This window comes from Kluyvera genomosp. 3, assembly GCF_011765685.1.
Taxonomy (GTDB): Bacteria; Pseudomonadota; Gammaproteobacteria; order Enterobacterales; family Enterobacteriaceae; genus Kluyvera; species Kluyvera georgiana_A.
In genome coordinates this window covers 2,093,783-2,113,759 of sequence record NZ_CP050321.1, presented here as the reverse complement: position 1 = coordinate 2,113,759, position 19,977 = coordinate 2,093,783, and the positions used below count along the sequence as shown (strand labels likewise).

At 51.0% G+C, this 19,977-nt stretch carries 18 protein-coding genes; 7 read left to right on the top strand and 11 right to left on the bottom strand.

Annotated features, from left to right (window positions below):
- Positions 1 to 93 precede the first annotated feature (93 nt).
- Both GY169_RS09830 and GY169_RS09825 read right to left on the bottom strand, forming a co-directional pair.
- Complete coding sequence (locus GY169_RS09830) at positions 94 to 690, bottom strand: hypothetical protein (protein ID WP_167575606.1); 597 nt, start codon at positions 688 to 690, stop codon at positions 94 to 96.
- A 5-nt stretch (positions 691 to 695) separates the two neighbouring features.
- Positions 696 to 1,316, bottom strand: coding sequence for a helix-turn-helix domain-containing protein (locus GY169_RS09825; protein WP_167575605.1), 621 nt, complete (start codon positions 1,314 to 1,316; stop codon positions 696 to 698).
- 850 nt (positions 1,317 to 2,166) lie between these two features.
- On the opposite strand from GY169_RS09825, the gene GY169_RS09820 reads away from it, so the two are divergent.
- Positions 2,167 to 5,721 carry an autotransporter outer membrane beta-barrel domain-containing protein gene (locus tag GY169_RS09820; RefSeq protein ID WP_167575604.1) on the top strand — a complete coding sequence of 1,185 codons (3,555 nt, stop codon included), beginning with the start codon at positions 2,167 to 2,169 and terminating at the stop codon, positions 5,719 to 5,721.
- 319 nt (positions 5,722 to 6,040) lie between these two features.
- On the opposite strand, the gene fadR is transcribed toward GY169_RS09820, so the two are convergent.
- Positions 6,041 to 6,760 carry a fatty acid metabolism transcriptional regulator FadR gene (fadR, locus tag GY169_RS09815; protein WP_163449261.1) on the bottom strand — a complete coding sequence of 240 codons (720 nt, stop codon included), beginning with the start codon at positions 6,758 to 6,760 and terminating at the stop codon, positions 6,041 to 6,043.
- Positions 6,761 to 6,972: 212 nt separating this feature from the next.
- On the opposite strand from fadR, the gene nhaB reads away from it, so the two are divergent.
- Positions 6,973 to 8,526 carry a Na(+)/H(+) antiporter NhaB gene (nhaB, locus tag GY169_RS09810; RefSeq protein ID WP_163449262.1) on the top strand — a complete coding sequence of 518 codons (1,554 nt, stop codon included), beginning with the start codon at positions 6,973 to 6,975 and terminating at the stop codon, positions 8,524 to 8,526.
- A gap of 139 nt (positions 8,527 to 8,665) precedes the next feature.
- Complete coding sequence (gene dsbB / locus GY169_RS09805; RefSeq protein WP_163449263.1) at positions 8,666 to 9,196, top strand: disulfide bond formation protein DsbB; 531 nt, start codon at positions 8,666 to 8,668, stop codon at positions 9,194 to 9,196.
- A 267-nt stretch (positions 9,197 to 9,463) separates the two neighbouring features.
- Here dsbB and GY169_RS09800 read toward each other — a convergent pair whose 3' ends face one another.
- From GY169_RS09800 to GY169_RS09790, 3 genes are all read right to left on the bottom strand, one after another.
- Positions 9,464 to 9,910, bottom strand: coding sequence for a YcgN family cysteine cluster protein (locus GY169_RS09800; RefSeq protein ID WP_163449264.1), 447 nt, complete (start codon positions 9,908 to 9,910; stop codon positions 9,464 to 9,466).
- Positions 9,911 to 10,003: 93 nt separating this feature from the next.
- Complete coding sequence (locus tag GY169_RS09795; RefSeq protein ID WP_163449265.1) at positions 10,004 to 10,663, bottom strand: fumarylacetoacetate hydrolase family protein; 660 nt, start codon at positions 10,661 to 10,663, stop codon at positions 10,004 to 10,006.
- Between the two features lie 54 nt (positions 10,664 to 10,717).
- Positions 10,718 to 10,999, bottom strand: a complete 282-nt coding sequence (locus tag GY169_RS09790; RefSeq protein WP_163449266.1) for a YcgL domain-containing protein — start codon at positions 10,997 to 10,999, stop codon at positions 10,718 to 10,720.
- Positions 11,000 to 11,126: 127 nt separating this feature from the next.
- On the opposite strand from GY169_RS09790, the gene minC reads away from it, so the two are divergent.
- From minC to minE, 3 genes are read left to right on the top strand one after another with little or no spacing between them, the layout of a single operon-like run.
- Positions 11,127 to 11,834 (top strand): septum site-determining protein MinC, encoded by a 708-nt coding sequence (minC, locus tag GY169_RS09785; RefSeq protein ID WP_167577274.1) that lies wholly within the window; start codon positions 11,127 to 11,129, stop codon positions 11,832 to 11,834.
- Positions 11,835 to 11,857: 23 nt separating this feature from the next.
- Complete coding sequence (gene minD, locus GY169_RS09780) at positions 11,858 to 12,670, top strand: septum site-determining protein MinD (protein WP_064544826.1); 813 nt, start codon at positions 11,858 to 11,860, stop codon at positions 12,668 to 12,670.
- A 3-nt stretch (positions 12,671 to 12,673) separates the two neighbouring features.
- Positions 12,674 to 12,943: a cell division topological specificity factor MinE gene (gene minE, locus GY169_RS09775; protein WP_064544824.1), complete on the top strand. Its 270-nt coding sequence runs from the start codon at positions 12,674 to 12,676 to the stop codon at positions 12,941 to 12,943.
- A 156-nt stretch (positions 12,944 to 13,099) separates the two neighbouring features.
- Here the strand turns inward: minE and rnd are convergent, their stop codons facing one another.
- The 5 genes from rnd to GY169_RS09750 all read right to left on the bottom strand — a co-directional run bounded on the left by rnd (position 13,100) and on the right by GY169_RS09750 (position 19,482).
- Positions 13,100 to 14,215 (bottom strand): ribonuclease D, encoded by a 1,116-nt coding sequence (rnd, locus tag GY169_RS09770; protein WP_167577273.1) that lies wholly within the window; start codon positions 14,213 to 14,215, stop codon positions 13,100 to 13,102.
- 81 nt (positions 14,216 to 14,296) lie between these two features.
- The gene (fadD, locus tag GY169_RS09765) at positions 14,297 to 15,982 is read right to left on the bottom strand and encodes a long-chain-fatty-acid--CoA ligase FadD (protein WP_163449268.1); all 1,686 of its coding nucleotides are present in this window, start codon (positions 15,980 to 15,982) and stop codon (positions 14,297 to 14,299) included.
- 207 nt (positions 15,983 to 16,189) lie between these two features.
- Entirely contained in the window at positions 16,190 to 16,771 is a 582-nt protein-coding gene (locus GY169_RS09760; RefSeq protein ID WP_167575603.1) for a Slp family lipoprotein, read from the bottom strand.
- Between the two features lie 37 nt (positions 16,772 to 16,808).
- A complete protein-coding gene (gene tsaB / locus GY169_RS09755; protein WP_167575602.1) occupies positions 16,809 to 17,504 on the bottom strand; it encodes a tRNA (adenosine(37)-N6)-threonylcarbamoyltransferase complex dimerization subunit type 1 TsaB in 696 nt (231 codons plus the stop codon).
- Positions 17,505 to 17,571: 67 nt separating this feature from the next.
- A complete protein-coding gene (locus tag GY169_RS09750; protein ID WP_167575601.1) occupies positions 17,572 to 19,482 on the bottom strand; it encodes an ATP-dependent DNA helicase in 1,911 nt (636 codons plus the stop codon).
- Positions 19,483 to 19,610: 128 nt separating this feature from the next.
- On the opposite strand from GY169_RS09750, the gene GY169_RS09745 reads away from it, so the two are divergent.
- Positions 19,611 to 19,955: a RidA family protein gene (locus GY169_RS09745; protein WP_064544814.1), complete on the top strand. Its 345-nt coding sequence runs from the start codon at positions 19,611 to 19,613 to the stop codon at positions 19,953 to 19,955.
- Positions 19,956 to 19,977: the final 22 nt, after the last annotated feature.

Here is a 19,977-nt window from a genome sequence, read left to right as displayed (position 1 = left end):
ATTGAAACCATGTAATAATGTTCTTTATTTTTATCTTTCCGCTTCGGGCAGTTTCAGAATACCTGGCGTAAATGATTAGGAGAAACCTGTACTTTAAAAGGCCGAGCCTGACTGTTTATAATAACCATGGAAATTCCCCATCGATTCTGAAACGAAATCGTAAGCAAGATGAAGGTTGTTCCTTTTTAAGTCAAACTCATGCTTTATCTTACTAAGTCTGGCGTAAACAATCTTTGCATCCAGACCACTGAGTTCAGATATTTGAGCAAACGAATACCCTTTACACAAATGCTCCAGGATAAAAAAATCCCTACTTGTCAATGACTTTGACGAATAATGATGTTCTAACTCTGGAATGCTGGCAACAGACCACTTAGTATAGCCTTTGGCCTTTTTTAAAATTTCTACCCAATTTAACACCGACTCTGTAGGTGTAATACATAATATATTGAATTTTCTCAAAAAGTCAGCCGTCTGCTTATTGCAAACAGCAAGTATTTTTTGCGGCTCATCTGACGTCACACGCATATATTTCTTGATTTTACTCAACAACAATATAGGGTGCGGATTCTCAATGAGATCAAAAATATGGATAACCTCAGTAGAATCTGAATTTTCAAAAAAATCATCGATGAGCCCCAAAACTCCCTGCCTGGTGTAAGAACAGTAAGTATGTACATAAAATTCCATAGCACTTATCCTTTCTCTTTAGGACTCCATTCGATAATCATTCCATTTTTAATATCTAGTTGACCATTATCTCTGTAATGATTCACAACGCGCATTATCGTACTCTTTGAATACTTTGTTCTTTCCTGAAGAAATTTATAAACAGATATTGATTTTCTGAACTCTGGCGGAAGCATGCTCAGTACAGTAATGAGTTCTCCTATTGCTTGTTTAACTGATGCCCCATTAAGATTCGCATCCCGACGCCATATAGCTTGAGATTTATACTTTTCAACTATCCATAACTCTCTGAATAAATTGAATTTCTCCACTATGCTTAATGCGGTTTCTTTTTTTATCCTATAGGCTACTGAATGTGCTCTTATCTCACCATAAAAGTACGCTTCACTTTCAGGGTGATCGGTACCACTCATGATGTAAGGAGCAAGTGCCGTACAGAATACCAGGTCATCCATCGTTCTTCTGATATCCATAGCGCCTTCAGTAAGAAAAACGAAGTCAGTATTGTTTGGCTTTACCCCTAACGTGCGCTCAATTCCAATTTCACTTTTTATTATGATGCGCGCAGCACCTGATGATAACCATTTAGAGATAATTAACTTCATTTCATCATTCGGTTTCATCATATGCAAAATTCTCGTTATAGAAAGTGGAGTTTTGACATCTATGTTCAATTAGCTTGCCCGATGTAAGTATATTCACATGGCAAATACTTTGCTTGCAAGATGGGGAATTAATTAATTTCATATCGAAATGGTAACCTAATGAAATCAAATGAAATTATTAGGTAATATACAACCCCTTTGTGGTTCAAGAATTTGCCTGTAGTGATTTTGGTAATATTTAATTCCGATTTTTAATAGTTATGCATGATAAACACCATGCCTTATTTTTATTTTATGAAGTTTATGACTAGATGGTTCTTGACGCTCATGTACATGGCAGTGTCATTTGAATACTCTCTTTACATAAATTTACAGTAAAGGCCAAAATGCCTGGCGATTCATTAAACGAGAAATAATTGATTCCGTTATTAAATCAGGCGTTGCACCTCGATTCTCCATTTTGCTCGCAGCATCTTACACCTCAAGTTTATTGACCAATTCCATCTTCTCTACATCAATAATGGGAATAAACAAAACTCAACCACCAGGAAAAATAGCACCTGAACATCAATCAGTTACGATAATCCTCGTCAATCAACCACCGGAATTTTTTTAATAAATTGATATGTTAGTCGGGGGGAAGGTAAAACTAAAACAGATCGCGCAAGACAAATAACCAGAAATAACAATATATAAAAATCAATAACATACGGAATTCAAAAGCGATTTTCTCTGGCAAGCAGTTTAGGAATTTTCATGTCTTTTGGAAATTGATAGCGTTAATAACCATAGTATACTTGTGGTGTAAAATTATGTAACTTGATGTTTCTCCTGCGTGGAACTATACATAACTAAGTCATGTCACGAGCTATTGGTATTTTCTAATATTGCTCAGGCAATTACATATTATTCAGATAAAAATGAACTTCACTGCAAACGTCGTGAGGTTTTAGAGACATATGGAAATCAAGGAGCATCAATGTCTTGCTTAAATACTAAGTTATCTAAAATATCAATAATGATTGGTATTCTTCTGTCAACATCAACTGAAATTGCTAAGGCCCAAACGATAGCCGACAGCACGTCAGTTAACTTACCAGTGAACCATTCATCGGTAAGCAATACTTCTAATACTCCTGAGCTACATGCTCTGAATGCAGGATCTATTCTGTCATCAGGTACATTGAATATTTCTACCACAGGAGGCAACTCCGAGGGGGTGCTTGCCCAATCGGGCGGAACAGTCAATCTCAATGGCAACTCAATTATCACGACATCGGGCAATGATTCATCCGGGATTAAAGTGGATGGTACCGATTCCTCTGTAACTAGTCAGGGGGACCTCAGTATTACAGCGAATGGAAGCTCATATGGCATATATGCATTGAACGGCGGTAACGTTGACGTTTCTGGCGGAACATTAAACGTAACGGCTAACAATGATGCATCAGTTAACGGCCCATATAGCGCAATTGAAGCTAACGGAAGCGGAACAGCGGTAGTTATCAATGCTGGAGGACTGATTCAGACCTCATCTCTTCTCCCCTCCGGAGGCGGGGTAAACTCGTCTGCAGTTTCTGCATCAAACGGGGCAAGCATCGTACTTAATGGCACATCATCGTCTAAATTAAATATCAAAACAGTTGGGGATACCGCGCATGGTATCTCAATGGACGCAAATGGTGTGGGTACTACCGTGCATGGCAGTCATTTAGCAATCTCCACATCTGGCACAAATGCTAATGGCGTATTTGTTGGTGATGATTTTTCGCTTAGCGACTCAACCGTAAATACATCCGGGGCAGATGCAGACGGTATTAAATTGCTGGGCAGCAATAGCCATGGCGCGATACAAGATTCATCTATCACTACCAGCGGTGCGAGTGCCGATGGTATTTCTGCTATAGCAGGTGGAGTGTCAGAACTCAATAGCGTATCAATCAACACTACTGGTGATGACTCTTCTGGCATATACGCCAGTAATTCAGGAAAAGTGAGCTCGCAAGGTCTCTTAAGTATCAACTCAACTGGGAGTGGTTCAGCGGCGATTGTTGCTCAAGATAATAGTAACATCGAAATTCGCGATCAATTCAACATTGTAAGTACAGGTGATGATGCGTCGGCTATATCTGCTACAGATAGCAGCACAATCACATTGTCAGGGAATGGTGTTGTAGAAAAGAATTCATCATCGTCCATATTCACAACCTCTGCGATTTATGCTGCCACCGGAAGTCATATTTCGCTTCAGGGTACTGATTCCATAAATGTCAACACAACAGGTGCGAACATTCATGGTGTTTATGTAGATGGCAATGGTGATGTGAACAACCCAACAGTTGTATCGCTCTCAAAAACGAACATTTCAACTTCAGGATTTGGCGCTCTTGGCGTATATGCCATAAACCAAGGAGCCACCACCAATGTTACTGATAGCTATATAAACACAAAAAATTCATCTGCTGCCGGTCTCATGACAAGGGATGGTGCAGTAGCCAATATTAGCAATTCAAATATACTTACCGAAAATCATATTTCAGCCGCCGTACGGGCTGTTTCTGGTGGCACGATCAATGCGACGAATAGTGCATTTGAGACCAAAGGCAACTATTCTCCTGGTGTTTCTCTTGAAGGTGGTAATGTAGTTCTTAATAATACAACAGTTAAAACTGAAAATAGCATACAAAGTCCAGCGATTCTGCAAAATCGTGGTGTATCTACGCTTTCAATGACTGGTGGTGAATTATCTTCACTTGCTGGTGAGTCTATTTATGCTATAGAAGGCGACGGCACAATCGAGTTAAATGGGGTTAATGCAACCGTTAACAATGGGATATTCATTAATAATACTGGCGCAGCAGAGTTAGATGTCACCGCTGATAATAACTCTGTAATCATGGGAGATGCGCTTAACACATCGTCATCTACGGCTTCACTTTCACTGAATAATAGCGCTGTCTGGACAGGTAAATCTGTTGATATGACAAGTCTTAACATTTCCAATAGTAGTCAATGGAATGTGACTGGAGACTCAAACGCTGAAACCATTACATTAAATAACGCCTTGGTTAACTTCCAAAGTACTAGTGTTAATGATGTTAAGAACATTACGACTAATTCTTTATCCGGGAATAATGGAACAATAAACTTTAATACTGTACTTAATGAAGGTGACTCTAACTCAGTTACAGATAAAATTATAGTTAACGGCGATGCCACGGGTAGCTATAAGATCAATATCAATCAGATTGGTGGAAATGGCGCACTGACGGTAAACGATGGAATTAAACTTGCGTCCATCAGTGGTCAGGACTCTACTTCCATAGCGCTATCAAAACCTGTTGTAGCTGGTGCATATGAATATCTTGCGTATAACGGTGGCCAATCTGGCAATGGATGGTATTTGCGTTCGATTTTAGAACCGACTCCAGAGACGACCCCAAACCCAAATTCGAATCCGACCCCAACATCGAAGCCATCATATAACCCATCAGTGCCTGGCTACGTTATCGCCCCATACTTAAACCGCATGTATGGTTATCAGACCGTTGGTACTTTGCATGAAAGGGTTGGTGAACAGGAAAACATTAAAAAAGAAAGCAATATGCCTCAGGGAGCCTGGGGGCGTATTGGCGGAGGTGAGACAAAATCCAGCGCAGATCGTTTTAACTATGATGCCGATACCTGGTTTGCCCAGCTTGGCGGCGATCTTTATAACAAATTTGCCGAGGATGGCACCAGAGTACATAGTGGTGTATTTGCCACATTCGGACAAGTGAGTACTTCTGCTAAGGATTCTGCTCGCGGAATATATAAAAATAGATCGACCACAACAGGTAAGATCAACTCTAAAGGCTACGGTTTTGGCGCTTATTACACATCATATTTTTCAAATGATGTGTATTTAGATACTGTGGCTCAATATACTCATTATCGTAATGATTATAATAGTATTTACGGTAGTGATGCTACCCAGAATGGTGATGGTATAACTTTATCTGTGGAAGCGGGTAAGCCGTTCAAATATACCAACGGTTTGTATCTGGAACCTCAAGTTCAGCTAATGTATCAATACCTTCATTTAGATGCGACAAATGATGGTATTGCCTATGTTAAATCAACATCAGATAACTCAGGCCTCGCTCGCATAGGTGGACGACTCGGTTATGATAGTGTTAAAACCTCCAAAGCGCATCCATATTTGACGGCAAACGTTCTCACCAATATTGGTCGTTCGCCAGACGTCACTGTGAGCTCAGTGAGAATGAACCAAAATTACTCTGATCAATGGTATGAACTAGGCGGTGGTTTTACCGGTGATATCACCAAAAACGCATCGTTATATGCTGATATGAAATATCAGCATGACTTTGAAGGGAATATGCATGGTTTTGCCGGTAATCTAGGCGTTCGGGTGAACTGGTAATTTTTAAAAGCGGTAGATTTGTATCTACCGCTTTTTACTTACCTACCAACATTACATATTCGACCCATCACTTAAACTGGTAGGCAGCCCTACAATCAACAGCCAGGGAATATTACGTTTATGTGTCTTAGCTGTATCACTAGCATCAAGCGCCCGAGAAAATCATGCGTACGGGCTACGCGCGCTGGGTATAGTGAAATCAGACTAGCAGCAAAAAAGCCCCATCAGAGAAGTGATGAGGCTATTGGCGACAACCATCCGGAACGTTCAACCGATTATTTTACTGACTCAATCAGTGTTGCGTATGACCCGTTTATTGTTAACGTCCATGCAGGGATAAATCCCCCGGCAGCGACTTCTGCATACGATGCCAGATCTCGCCACTTTCGTGCCCGTAGCGACGCACCGTCTCATAGACCTTCTCGTACTCGCCCTTCTCACACAGCTCAATCAGCTTATGATAGAAGCCCAGGCCCAGCGCACGCGCTTCCGGGCTGGAGAAATAGTGGCGTCCCAAACGCGTATAGAGCCCTTTCATCCCGTTGAGGATCAGACCATAGATCGGATTACCGGAGGCAAACGCCAGACCACGGAACACGCTGTAATCCAGTTCAGCAAAAGCGTCGGCATGGTCGGCAACTTCACGCGTTGTCGCCAGCACTTCCAGCGCTTTTTCCGGGTGCTGACGGAATGCGGTACGAATATAGATGGTGGCGATATTGGTGCGCACTGACAGCAGATTATCAATCAGCTGCGGCACGCTGTCATGATCGAGACGCGCCAGCGTTTCCAGGATATTAAGCCCGGATGTCTCCCAAAAATTGTTGACCTTCGTTGGCTTACCGTGCTGAATCGTCAACCAGCCATCTCGCGCCAGGCGTTGCAACACTTCACGTAAGGTAGTACGGGTAACCCCAATTAATTCAGAGAGTTCGCGTTCTGCCGGAAGAATCGACCCAGGTGGAAAACGGTTATTCCAGATGCTTTCGACAATATACTCTTCCGCGAAACCCGCCGGGCTTTGCGCCTTAATGACCATAGTAAAAATTCCATTACACAGCGTTGCAATTGGACTCATCATACCAGAGCCAACATTGAGCAGATAGCAGGGCAACGGAATTAAAAAGGGATCGCCGTTTCATTTTTCATATTTCGTGGCCGGATGGAAAAGGTGCACGCCGGGGGGAATTCTGGCGGTATATCTGTTTTAATGGTAAAAAATGTCATCTTTTCAGGAGGAAGACGATTGTCATGGAAATCTCTTACGGTCGCGCCCTGTGGCGCAACTTTCTTGGTCAGTCACCGGATTGGTACAAATTACTGCTGCTTATTTTCTTAGTGATCAATCCATTGGTGTTTTTGATCAATCCGTTTGTCGCCGGATGGCTACTGGTGGTGGAGTTTATCTTCACCCTGGCCATGGCGTTGAAGTGTTACCCACTGATTCCCGGCGGGCTGCTGGCTATTGAGGCCGTATTTATCGGCATGACGTCCGCTGAACACGTGCGCAACGAGGTAGCGGCTAATCTGGAAGTCCTGCTGCTGCTGATCTTTATGGTCGCCGGCATCTACTTTATGAAACAGCTGCTGCTGTTCATCTTTACCCGTTTGCTGCTGACCATTCGTAGTAAACGGCTGCTGTCGCTGGCCTTCTGTCTCGCCGCCGCGTTTCTGTCGGCATTCCTCGATGCCTTGACGGTGGTCGCCGTGATCATCAGCGTCGCGGTCGGCTTCTACAGCATCTATCATCGGGTGGTTTCCGCGCGACCGGATGATGACGACCTGCTGGACGACAGCCATATTGATAAACACTCGCGCGTGGTGCTGGAGCAGTTCCGCGCGTTCCTGCGCAGCCTGATGATGCACGCCGGTGTGGGGACCGCGTTGGGCGGCGTCATGACGATGGTCGGCGAGCCACAGAACCTGATTATCGCTAAGGTGGCGGGCTGGCATTTTGGTGAGTTTTTCCTGCGCATGTCCCCTGTCACCGTTCCGGTCTTTGTCTGCGGCCTGATCACCTGTCTGCTTTTGGAAAAGTTTAAAGCCTTTGGCTATGGCGCCGAACTGCCCGAACCCGTTCGTCAAATTCTTCATGATTTCGACGAGCGTAGCCGCAAACAGCGCTCACGCCAGGAGAGCATGCGCCTCATCGTTCAGGGGATTATTGGCGTCTGGCTGGTGCTGGCGCTGGCGTTACATCTGGCGGAGGTGGGGCTGATTGGCCTGTCGGTGATTATCTTCGCGACCTCATTTACCGGCATTACCGACGAGCACGCGATTGGTAAGGCGTTTACCGAAGCGCTGCCGTTTACCGCGCTGCTGACGGTGTTCTTCGCGGTCGTAGCGGTGATTATCGATCAACACCTGTTTGCGCCGATTATCGACTTCGTGCTGCAAGCTTCCCCGCACGCCCAACGCTCGTTGTTTTATCTGTTTAACGGGCTGCTGTCGTCGATTTCGGATAACGTCTTCGTGGGTACCGTGTATATCAACGAGGCCAAAACGGCACTCGATAACGGTGCGATCGATCTGCGTCAGTTCGAGCTGCTGGCCGTCGCTATCAACACCGGTACTAACCTGCCGTCGGTCGCCACGCCAAACGGTCAGGCGGCATTCCTGTTCCTGCTCACCTCCGCGCTTGCGCCGCTCATCCGCCTTTCCTATGGCCGTATGGTGTGGATGGCGTTGCCGTATACGATTGTGCTGACGCTGGTCGGCCTGCTGTGCGTTGAGTTTACCCTGCAGCCGATGATTGACTGGATGATGAATAAGGGAGTATTAGTACTTGCCACAATAACCCACTAATATAGCGGCGTTTATCGATGCCCGTCGGTTTTATCGCGGGCATTGCATCATCATTTACGAATTATTGCGTATAGCCAGATGGCAGGGCTATCGTTTTCGTTTACACTGCGTTTTCAAAGCACGTTCCAGGGAAATGATTATGTTGCGATATTTAAACCAGAGCTCACGTGGCCGCAGTGCCTGGTTATTACTGGCGTTAACCGCTTTTGCGCTTGAGTTAGTGGCATTATGGTTCCAGCATGTAATGCTGTTAAAGCCGTGCGTCCTGTGTATTTACGAACGCTGCGCGCTGTTTGGCGTGATGGGCGCCGGGATTGTCGGCGCTATCGCACCGAAAAGCCCGCTGCGCTATGTGGCGCTGCTGATTTGGCTGTATAGCGCCTTCCGCGGGCTGCAGCTGGCCTGGGAACACACGATGATTCAGCTGCATCCGTCGCCGTTTATGACCTGTGATTTTATGGCCCGTTTCCCGAGCTGGCTGCCGCTTGATAAGTGGCTGCCTCAGGTGTTCGTCGCTTCCGGCGATTGCTCTGTGCGCCAGTGGGAATTCTTATCGCTGGAGATGCCGCAGTGGCTGGTGGGTATTTTTGCCGCCTACCTGATCGTGGCGCTGCTGGTGCTGATTGCCCAGCCGTTTAAACCGAAACGCCGCGACCTGTTTGGCCGCTAATTGTCGCTTGAGCCAGTGGCGATGCTATCGCTGCTGGCCCCTCTCCTACCAAATCCCCGCCAATGTCCCGATGCCATAACCGGCGACCAGCAGTAACCCCCAACCACCCAGATTGATCATAACCGCAAGTACTAACAGCTTTATTGAACTACGCATGTCCATCCCCACACCGATGCCGATAATATCTCTATCGGCAGAGTGCAGGAATTGAGGAGTGATTTTATTAACGGAAGCGTAAAAAGCGAGAATGAAGCACGAAATCGGACGTTAGTCAGCCCATTCTGGTTTATTTAAGATATGGTCTTGCCAGTCACGCACTTCTGACTCCTTCACCGCAATATGACGCACCGAAATACGCTCGCCATGCATCGCTGCTTTTGAACCGGTTATCAGCGGATGCCACTGCGGCAGCGGTTGACCTTCCGCCAGCAGACGATACGCGCAGGTATGCGGCAGCCACTCGAAGGTAGGCAGGTTATCGCGGGTCAGCTTGATACAGTCCGGCTCATAGTCGAAACGGCGTTCGTAGTTACGGCATTGGCAGGTCTTGATGTTCAGCTGTTTGCAGGCAACGTTGGTGAAGTAAATTTCGTCGGTGTCTTCATCCATCAGCTTGTGCAGGCAGCACTGGCCGCAGCCGTCGCACAGCGACTCCCATTCGGCATCGGTCATGTCGTCAAGGGTCTTGCTCTGCCAGAAAGGTAATTCGCTCATCGGGATGTCCACATCAAAAATCAGGGTGCTTCTTATAACCAGTCTGGCACAGGGATGCAAGTTTTGCCGCCCGATTGGGGCGGCAAGCAGGGATTACAGCACGCGGGTTGTCAGAGAATAGCCGTTAAACAGCACGTCCAGTTCATCACCACCGTGGAGCGGGCCGACGCCTTCCGGCGTACCGGTCAGCACCACGTCGCCCGGCTTGAGGGTGAAGAAGCGGCTCATGTAGGCAATCAGCGGCACGATTTTGTGGATCATATCCGCCGTCGAGCCCTGCTGACGCACTTCGCCGTTCACCTTCAGGCCCAGCGTGGTATTTTGCGGGTCGCCTTCGAAGGCTGCCGCCGGGATAAAACCGGAGATCGGGCAGGAATTATCAAAGCCTTTCGCTTTTTCCCACGGTTGCCCGGCCTTTTTCATTTTGCTCTGCACGTCGCGCAGCGTGAGGTCCAGCGCGACACCATAACCCGCAATAGCCTGCATGACGTGATCTTCCGTCGCCTGACGCAGCGTCGCGCCAATCAGCACCGCCAGCTCGACTTCATGGTGCACAGAGCCCAGGCCCTGCGGCAGAATCAGCGGCTGGCGCAAGTCGCAGAGTGCGGTTTCTGGCTTAATAAACAGCACGGGCTCTTCCGGCGTCGCGCTGCCCATCTCCTGGATATGCTTTGCATAATTACTGCCAACACAGACAACTTTGCTTACCGGGTAATCCAGCAGCGCACCCTGCCAGTTATGATGTTGATACATACTTTTCCCTTATTTGTTGTGTAACCAGGAACAGACATTAGCCGGAAGCGAAAACTATTCGCCCTTATTTTTGACGTCGGCCAGATGCTGTTTCAACAGATTTTCAGGCGGCGGTGGCATCTGTAAATAATAGCCCTGATCTTTTAACGCCTGTTTTACCTTTTCCAGATCGGCATTGATAAGCTTCTTGCGTCCGTCCAGAGGCAACAGCATCGCCAGCTGCGGCTGGCCGAAGCCCTGCATCAGTTCTTCCGGGACGCGAGAGAAATCGTCTTTTTTTTCGACATACAAATAGGTTTGATCACGTTTAGAACTACGATAAATCACACAAAACATACTTTATACTCGGAATTAGGACTGTGGTTACTTGCTTGAATATATTAGTGACTATAACATGACTGATAGTCTTCGGAATATCGCCGCGCGCGAAGCGGCGATAAATAGCAAATTGAGTAAGGCCAGGATGTCAAACACGCCAATCGAACTTAAAGGCAGTAGCTTCACCTTATCGGTGGTCCATTTGCATGATGCAAGACCCGAGGTTATTCGTCAGGCGTTAGAAGACAAGGTCGCCCAGGCTCCGGCTTTTTTCCGTCATGCCCCGGTTGTGGTCAACGTCAGCAACCTTGAAGAGTTTACCCAGTGGCGTGCGATTCAGCAGGCGATTATGGCTGCCGGTCTGCGTATCGTGGGCGTCAGCGGCTGTAAAAATCCGCAGTTCAAAGCGGCCATTGACCAATCGGGCCTTCCTTTACTGACTGAAGGTAAAGATAAAGTTGTTCGTGCCGCGCCCGTTGAGCAGCCCAAGCCCACTGAACCCGAGCCAATTGTTAGTCCGATCACAAAAACGCGAATGATTGATACGCCAGTACGTTCCGGTCAGCGCATTTATGCACCAAACTGTGATCTGATTGTGACAAGCCACGTCAGTGCAGGTGCTGAGCTGATTGCCGACGGTAATATTCACGTGTATGGCATGATGCGTGGACGCGTTCTGGCGGGCGCCGGCGGAGACCGGGAAGCACAAGTATTTTGTACCCACCTGGCTGCGGAGCTGGTCTCCATCGCCGGGGAATATTGGCTGAGCGACCAGATCCCAGCCGAATTTTATGGCAAAGCGGCGCGTCTGCGGTTAGACGACAGCGCTTTGACTATTCAACCGTTAAATTAATCCCTTTTTAACAAGGAATTTCTATGGCACGCATTATTGTTGTGACTTCAGGTAAAGGGGGCGTGGGTAAGACCACCTCCAGCGCGGCCATCGCGACTGGTTTGGCGCAGAAGGGAAAGAAAACGGTCGTTATCGATTTTGATATCGGTCTGCGTAACCTTGACCTCATCATGGGCTGCGAACGTCGCGTAGTGTATGATTTTGTTAACGTTATTCAGGGCGATGCCACGCTGAACCAAGCATTAATCAAAGATAAACGTACCGAGAATCTCTACATTCTGCCGGCTTCGCAGACGCGCGATAAAGATGCGCTGACTCGCGAAGGCGTCGAGAAAGTCCTCGACGAGCTGAAAAAGATGGAATTCGACTTCGTGGTCTGCGACTCCCCTGCGGGTATCGAAACCGGCGCACTGATGGCGCTGTACTTCGCCGACGAAGCCATCATCACCACCAACCCGGAAGTCTCCTCGGTACGCGACTCAGACCGTATCCTGGGCATCCTGGCCTCCAAATCCCGTCGTGCGGAAAATGGTGAAGAGCCGATTAAAGAGCACCTGCTGCTGACGCGCTACAATCCAGGTCGCGTGAGCAAAGGCGACATGCTGAGCATGGAAGATGTGCTGGAAATCCTGCGCATCAAACTGGTTGGCGTTATCCCGGAAGATCAGTCCGTCCTGCGCGCCTCAAACCAGGGTGAACCGGTTATTCTGGATACCGTGTCTGACGCAGGCAAAGCCTACGCTGATACCGTAGATCGTCTGTTGGGAGAAGAACGTCCTTTCCGCTTCATTGAAGAAGAGAAGAAAGGTTTCCTCAAACGCCTGTTCGGAGGATAAATTATGGCATTACTCGACTTTTTTCTCTCACGGAAAAAGAATACCGCCAACATTGCTAAAGAACGCCTGCAAATCATTGTCGCGGAACGTCGCCGCAGTGACGCAGAACCGCACTATCTGCCGCAGTTAAGGAAGGATATTCTGGAAGTGATTTGCAAGTACGTGCAGATTGACCCAGAAATGGTCACGGTGCAGTTAGAGCAAAAAGACGGGGATATTTCGATTCTGGAACTCAACGTCACGCTGCCGGAAGCGGAAGAGTCAAAATCCTGACTTTCGGTGGTGTAAAAAAAGGCGCTAGTGATAGCGCTTTTTTTGTGTCCGGAAACTGCGAGTAGGCCTGATAAGCAAAGCGCCATCAGGCAACCCCTTGCCCAACGATTGTATTGCCGGATGGCGGCGTTGCCTTATCCGGCCTACAGTCAGGATTTAACGCGGATACTCTGCCAGCAACTTATCCAGCGCGCCGGACAGCAGCTCACCGCGCCAGCCGGAAATCATTTCCGGCGCGGTATGACGCGGCTTCAGCTGCCAGTGCCAGTTCAGCAGCTGGTTAATCTGGCGACGCGAGGCGAGCATCTCGGCGCTGACGTCGTTCGCCTGCCCCACTTCCTGCACCAGCGCCTTAATCTCTTTAAACGCTTTGCGGTAACCCGGCATGTCCATCAGGTTCTGCAGCGGCTCCGGCAGCGCGTCATCAGGCAACGCCTGCGCTTTCTCAACCAGGCTAATCAGCGTTTTACCATGGAAGCGAATTTCGCTGCCCGACAGCCCGAGACTATCCAGCTCACCGAGGCTGCCCGGCATATAGCGCGCCACGCTCCACAGGTGTTCTTCACGTACCACGAAATTCACCGCCAGGTCGCGCTCGCGCGCCTTGCGCAGACGCCAGTCGGCCAGCAGTTGCAAACAGGCCAGCTGGCGGGTGCGCAGTTGCCAGGCGTTGGTAATATCACGCCACGCCTCGCGTGGGTCAGTCACTTCCTGACGGCGTTGTTGCATCAACTGGCATTCATTCAGCGCCCAATCAAGGCGCCCTTTCTGCTCGGTTTCCGCCATCAGCTTGTGGGCTATCGGCAACAGATACCAGACGTCCGCCGCCGCGTAGTCGCACTGACGCGAGGTCAGCGGGCGCGCCAGCCAGTCGGTACGCGACTCGCTCTTATCCAGCTCAACGCCGGAGTATTCAGCGACCATCGCGGCAAAGCCCCAGGACATCGGGCGACCACAGAAAGCGGCCAGCACCTGCGTATCGATCAGCGGCTGCGGCATGGCGCCGAAAACGTTCATAAAGACTTCTAAATCTTCACTGCCCGCGTGCAGGAACTTGGTGATGTTGCGGTCCTGCAGAATCGCCTGCAGCGGCGACCAGTCGGTGATATCCAGAGGATCGATCAGCGCCGTACGCTCTCCATCGAAAAGCTGAATCAGGCCCAGCTGCGGATAGTAGGTGCGGGTGCGGACAAACTCGGTGTCCAGCGCGACGGCGGTTGTCTGACGAACGGCGTCGCACAGAGTGTGCAGCGCATCGTTGGTGGTGATCATCTGATAGTTCAAATCATACTCTCTTATTTTGTGCCAAAAAAAACGCCAGCAGAGCTGGCGTTAGGCATCATGACTCGTGACTTATCCCTTATTGTCCACTTTGGCGCGGGCTTCGTCACGTAATTCTCGTCTTAAAATTTTCCCGACGTTGGACTTCGGTAATTCCTGACGGAATTCAACCAGTTTCGGCACTTTGTATCCGGTTAGCTGACGGCGGCAGAAGGTAATCAGCGCCTCTTCGGTCAGGCTTTGGTCTTTTTTGACCACGAAGATCTTCACCGCTTCACCGCTATTGCCGGAAGGGACACCGACGGCGGCCACTTCCAGTACGCCGGAATGCTGCATCACCACGTCTTCAATTTCATTCGGGTAGACGTTAAAACCTGACACCAGAATCATATCTTTTTTGCGGTCAACGATGCGCAGGAAGCCTTCCTCATCCATTACCGCGATATCGCCGGTATGCAACCAGCCGTCTTTGATAATTTCCGCGGTGGCGTCCGGGCGCTGCCAGTAGCCTTCCATCACCTGCGGCCCCTTCACGCACAGTTCGCCCGGCTGGCCGACGGCCACTTCGTTGTCGTCATCGTCCACCAGTTTCACCTCAGTTGAGGGCACCGGCAGACCAATGCTGCCACTGTGATAGTCGATATCATGCGGGTTGACGCTCACCAGCGGCGCACATTCGGTCAGGCCATAGCCCTCCAGCAGATACTGCCCGGTCAGCTTCACCCAGCGTTCAGCCACCGAATGGTTCACCGGCATTCCCCCGCCCGCCGACAGGTGCAGCGTGGAGAAATCGAGCTGCTGGAACTCTTTATTATTCAGCAGCGCATTGAATAGCGTATTCACGCCGGTCATGGCGGTGAACGGATATTTTGCCAGCTCCTTCACCAGACCCGGAATATCACGCGGGTTGGTGATCAGGATATTCTGCCCGCCCAGTTCGATAAACAGCAGGCAGTTCATGGTCAGCGCAAAGATGTGATACAGCGGCAGCGCGGTGATCACCACCTCTTTCCCTTCGTGCAGCAGAGGCCCGTAGGTCGCTTTCACCTGCTCGAGGTTGGCGAGCATATTGCGATGGGTTAGCATCGCGCCTTTCGCCACGCCGGTGGTACCGCCGGTATATTGCAGGAAGGCCACATCATCCGCCTTCACCACCGGTTTCACATACTGTAAGCGGTAGCCGCTATGCAGCGCGCGACGGAAGGAGATCGCATCCGGCAAATGGTATTTCGGCACCAGTCGTTTGATGTATTTGACGACAAAGTTGACCAGCGTCCCTTTGGCGGTCGAAAGCTGATCGCCCATGCGGGTCAGAATCACGTGCTTAACCTGAGTTTTATCAACCACTTTTTCCAGCGTGTGGGCAAAGTTGGAGACAATCACGATCGCCTGCGCGCCGCTGTCGTTCAACTGATGCTCCAGCTCACGCGGGGTGTACAGCGGGTTGACGTTGACCACGATCATCCCGGCACGCAGGATGCCGAACAGAGCAACCGGATATTGCAGCAGGTTAGGCATCATCAGCGCGACACGATCGCCCTGCTTCAGCCCCAGCCCCTGCTGGAGATAAGCGGCAAAGGCGCGGCTGCGCTCTTCGAGCTTACGGAAGGTCATCACTTCGCCCATATTGACGAAGCCGGGCTGATCGGCAAAGCGTGTTGCCGCGTGTTCAAACAGTTCCACCAGGGATTGATAACGGTCAGGATTGATCTCTGCCGGAACATCAGCAGGATAACGGTTGAGCCAAACCTTTTTCAAAGCATCACCTCTAAAATACGTATTCGTCGTCATCGCAACCCCAAATGATAAACTTTCGTTAACATTATATTAACTCAGCGTACCAGTTTAAGAATTAATCAGAATTAAGGTTGCGAAGCGCGTCACTCTTTATTTTTTTTATATCCATTACAACGAAGAAACAGCGGACTAGCCGCTGTTTCTTTTTTGTCTGCTTTTGCACAGATCTTATTCAGTTACGACGTTCCGAACTTCCGCTGGGCCGGGGTTATACCATCCCCAGCCGCCGTAACCATAATTCCAGGGGTGCGGGCCAAAGACCCACGGATCGATAGGCTGCGGCGGCATCACCACCTGCTGGGTAACGCGCCAGCGTTTATAGCCGGTGGCCTGAACGTGCAGGAAATTGTACTTCGTGGTGCCCACTTTCCCTTCCACGGTGCCGACGATCGGGCCGACCACCGTCACCAGCTGACCACGGAAATCTACCGGGTCAAGGAAACCGTTAACATCGACATAGATACGCCCACGGGAGGCTTCGCCGAGAATCGGACGCGCGCCGCTGTCAAGCGGAACGGTGGCGATTTCCAGACGGGTGCGCCCCTGCTGGTTTTCAATACCGACAACCGTGCCGCCAAAGCGCGATTCCTGGCCGACATACAGCTGCGGTGCCGCCATCACCCGAACCAGATCCTGCTGCGGCGTTGGGCTACTGCCCTGAATGGCATCCGGCACGCTGACGCAGCCGCTTAACGCTAATGCGATAAGCCCTGCAATTGCGCCACGAACGACGTATTTTTGACCTGCCATGATGCTGCTCCTGGACTCACTATTTATCTGCTTAGAGTCATTCGCGACCGGGAAGTTTCTTCCACGCCACTTCATTACGCAAATAAACCGGCTCCGCTTTCTCGACCGCCACCGTTTTACCCTGCGCGAGAAGCTGGCAGGCGATTGGCAGCATGTCTTCCGCCTCAGGCAGGGTCACGCCACCGTCGTTCAGGGTTACGTTCGCGCCCTGCGCCATCTCCGGCCAGGCCGCCCAGCCGGTGCCAACGGTCGCCCACTCGCCGCTCAATTCGGCTAAACGCTGCTGTACCGCTTCCGGCTTCAGCACCGCTTCGGTTTCTTCACCGTGCCACACGCCCTGTTCATCACGCTGATACTCAGCCCAGTAGACCTCGCCCATGCGCGCGTCGATGGCGGCCAGCACGCGAGTTGCGCCCTGCTTACGCCATGCCCCCTGCGCCATGGTTGCCAGCGTTGACACGCCGATCATCGGCAGCTCAGCGCCCAGCGCCAGCCCCTGCGCAATACCAATACCGATACGCACGCCGGTAAAGCTGCCCGGCCCACGGCCAAACGCCAGCGCGTCGAGTTCGGTGAGGCTTACGCCACTTTCAGTAAGAATATCCTGCACGATTGGCAGGATTCGTTGGGTGTGTTCCCGAGGACAAAGCTCGAAATGAGCACTGGTGCTACCTTCATTCCACAAGGCAGCCGAGCAGGCTTCCGTGGCGGTATCAATAGCCAGAATTCGCATGGTTAGTCGCGCTCTCGCAGTTACGGATCAACAAAATGGCGCGCATCTTACCACACTTTGCACCGCATTACCGCGTCGATGACAGCGCCAGGAAACGCACCGCCCGTCGAATGTCGCGAGTGCGCGGCGCGGGCGGCAGGCTGGCGAGGAACGTCGCACCATAGGGGCGCATCACCAGACGGTTATCGCAAATCACCAGCACGCCGCGATCGTCCACGTCGCGAATCAGGCGCCCAACGCCCTGTTTAAGGGTAATCACCGCGTCCGGAAGCTGGACCTCTTCGAACGGATCGCCGCCGCGCAGGCGGCAATCTTCCATCCGTGCTTTGAGCAGCGGATCGTCCGGGGAGGTAAACGGTAGTTTGTCGATGATCACCAGCGAGAGCGCGTCGCCGCGCACGTCTACCCCTTCCCAGAAGCTGCTGGTCGCGACCAGCAGCGCGTTACCGGCGCTGACAAACTGTTGCAGAAGCTGCCCCTTGCTGGTTTCCCCCTGCAACAAGACCGGCAACGTCATCGTCGCGCGGAACTGTTCGGCGAGATCGCGCATCATGGCGTGCGAAGTACAGAGCATAAAACAGCGGCCATCGTTGGCCTCAATCAGCGGTTTGAGCATCGCCGCCAGCTGGCGCGCCGCACCCGGTTGATTCGGCAACGGCAGATTGCGCGGCACGCATAAAAGCGCCTGGCTGGCATAGTCGAAGGGGCTGGGTAACAGCAGCGAATGCGCCGCTTCAATACCCAGACGCTCGGTGAAATGGTGCAGATCGTCATTCACCGACAGCGTCGCCGAGGTAAAAACCCAACTGCCCGGTTTGGCCGCCATCACCTCTTTAAATTTATCGGCCACAGTGAGCGGCGTCAGCGCCAGCGTAAAGTGGCGCGAGTTGCATTCGTACCAGTAGCTGTAGCCGGGTTTATTGATCTCTTTCAGGCGTTTCAGGCGCGCGCGGTACAGCGTTGCGCGCTCGAAGGCGGCATCGAGCAGCGCAGAACGTCCCAGCGAGAGTTTCGCCACGTCGTAGCACAGCTCCAGCGCGTCATCAAGCAGCAGCAGCGCACGCTGCACGGCGCTATCCGCCAGCAGGTCACGCAGGTTGCCACGATACCCCGGGTCGCCGACCTGCAGGCGAAAATCCTGCGTCGCCTGCGCCAGGCGATCGGCGCACTTTTGCAACTGCTGAGTATCTTTCAGTTCGGTGCGATAGGCGATGACCACGTCTTTCGCCAGATCCAGCAGCTGACGGCTGGAGAGCGACTGGCCAAAATATTGGCTGGCGATGTCCGGTAGCTGATGGGCTTCATCGAAGATCATCACGTCGGCCTCGGGAATAAGCTCGCCAAAACCGCTCTCTTTGACCACCATATCGGCGAGGAACAGGTGATGGTTGACCACCACGACGTCGGCGTCCATCGCCTTTTTACGCGCCTTCACCACGAAACACTCCTGATACTGCGGGCAGTCGCTGCCAAGGCAGTTATCGTTGGTGCTGGTGACCAGCGGCCACGCCTGAGAATCCTCGGCGACGCTGACGCAGGTGCTGATGTCGCCATCAACCGTCTGGTTCGCCCAACTGCGCAGCAGAATGACGTCGCTCAGGGTATTCACCGGCAGATCGCCGCCCGCCAGCGCTTGCTGTTCCAGACGCTCCAGACACAGATAGTTTGAACGCCCCTTTAGCAACGCCAGCTTGCCGGTGTAGTCCAGCGCTTTCGAAACGGTGGGTAAGTCACGGCTGTAAAGCTGATCCTGTAGTGCCTTCGACCCGGTGGAGATGATCACCTTTTTCCCCGATCGCAGCGCAGGGGCCAGATAGGCGTATGTTTTACCGGTACCCGTGCCGGCCTCAACCACCAGCGGCTGACCTTCGTCAATCGCCTGAGCGACGGCGTGCGCCATCTGGCGCTGCGGTTCACGCGGTTTAAAGCCGGTTATCGCCTGCGCAAGCTGGCCATCTGCTGCAAAATCGTCCGTCACGTTACCCCCTGGAAAAATTCCCAGTGATTATGTCAGGCCAGTCCAGGTTATGCCAGCCTAAGCCGTGACGTCACGGCGACAATGTGGCAGTCTTAGCGCATCGACGTGATGTTAAAAAGGAAAGGAAAATGACGATTGTCCGTATTGATGCCGAAGCGCGCTGGTCTGATGTGGTAATCCATAACCAGACGCTGTACTACACCGGCGTGCCGGCAAACCTGGATGCCGACGCGTTTGAGCAGACGGCTAACACGCTGGCACAGATTGACGCGGTGCTGGAAAAGCAAGGCAGCGACAAGTCACGCATCCTCGACGCCACCATTTTTCTCGCCGACGGGGATGATTTCGCGGCGATGAACAAAGCGTGGGATGCATGGGTCGTCGCCGGCCATGCCCCGGTGCGCTGCACGGTACAGGCGAAGCTGATGAACCCGAAATATAAAGTTGAGATTAAGATTATCGCCGCGGTATAAGCGACGATCACCCTGGCCGGAT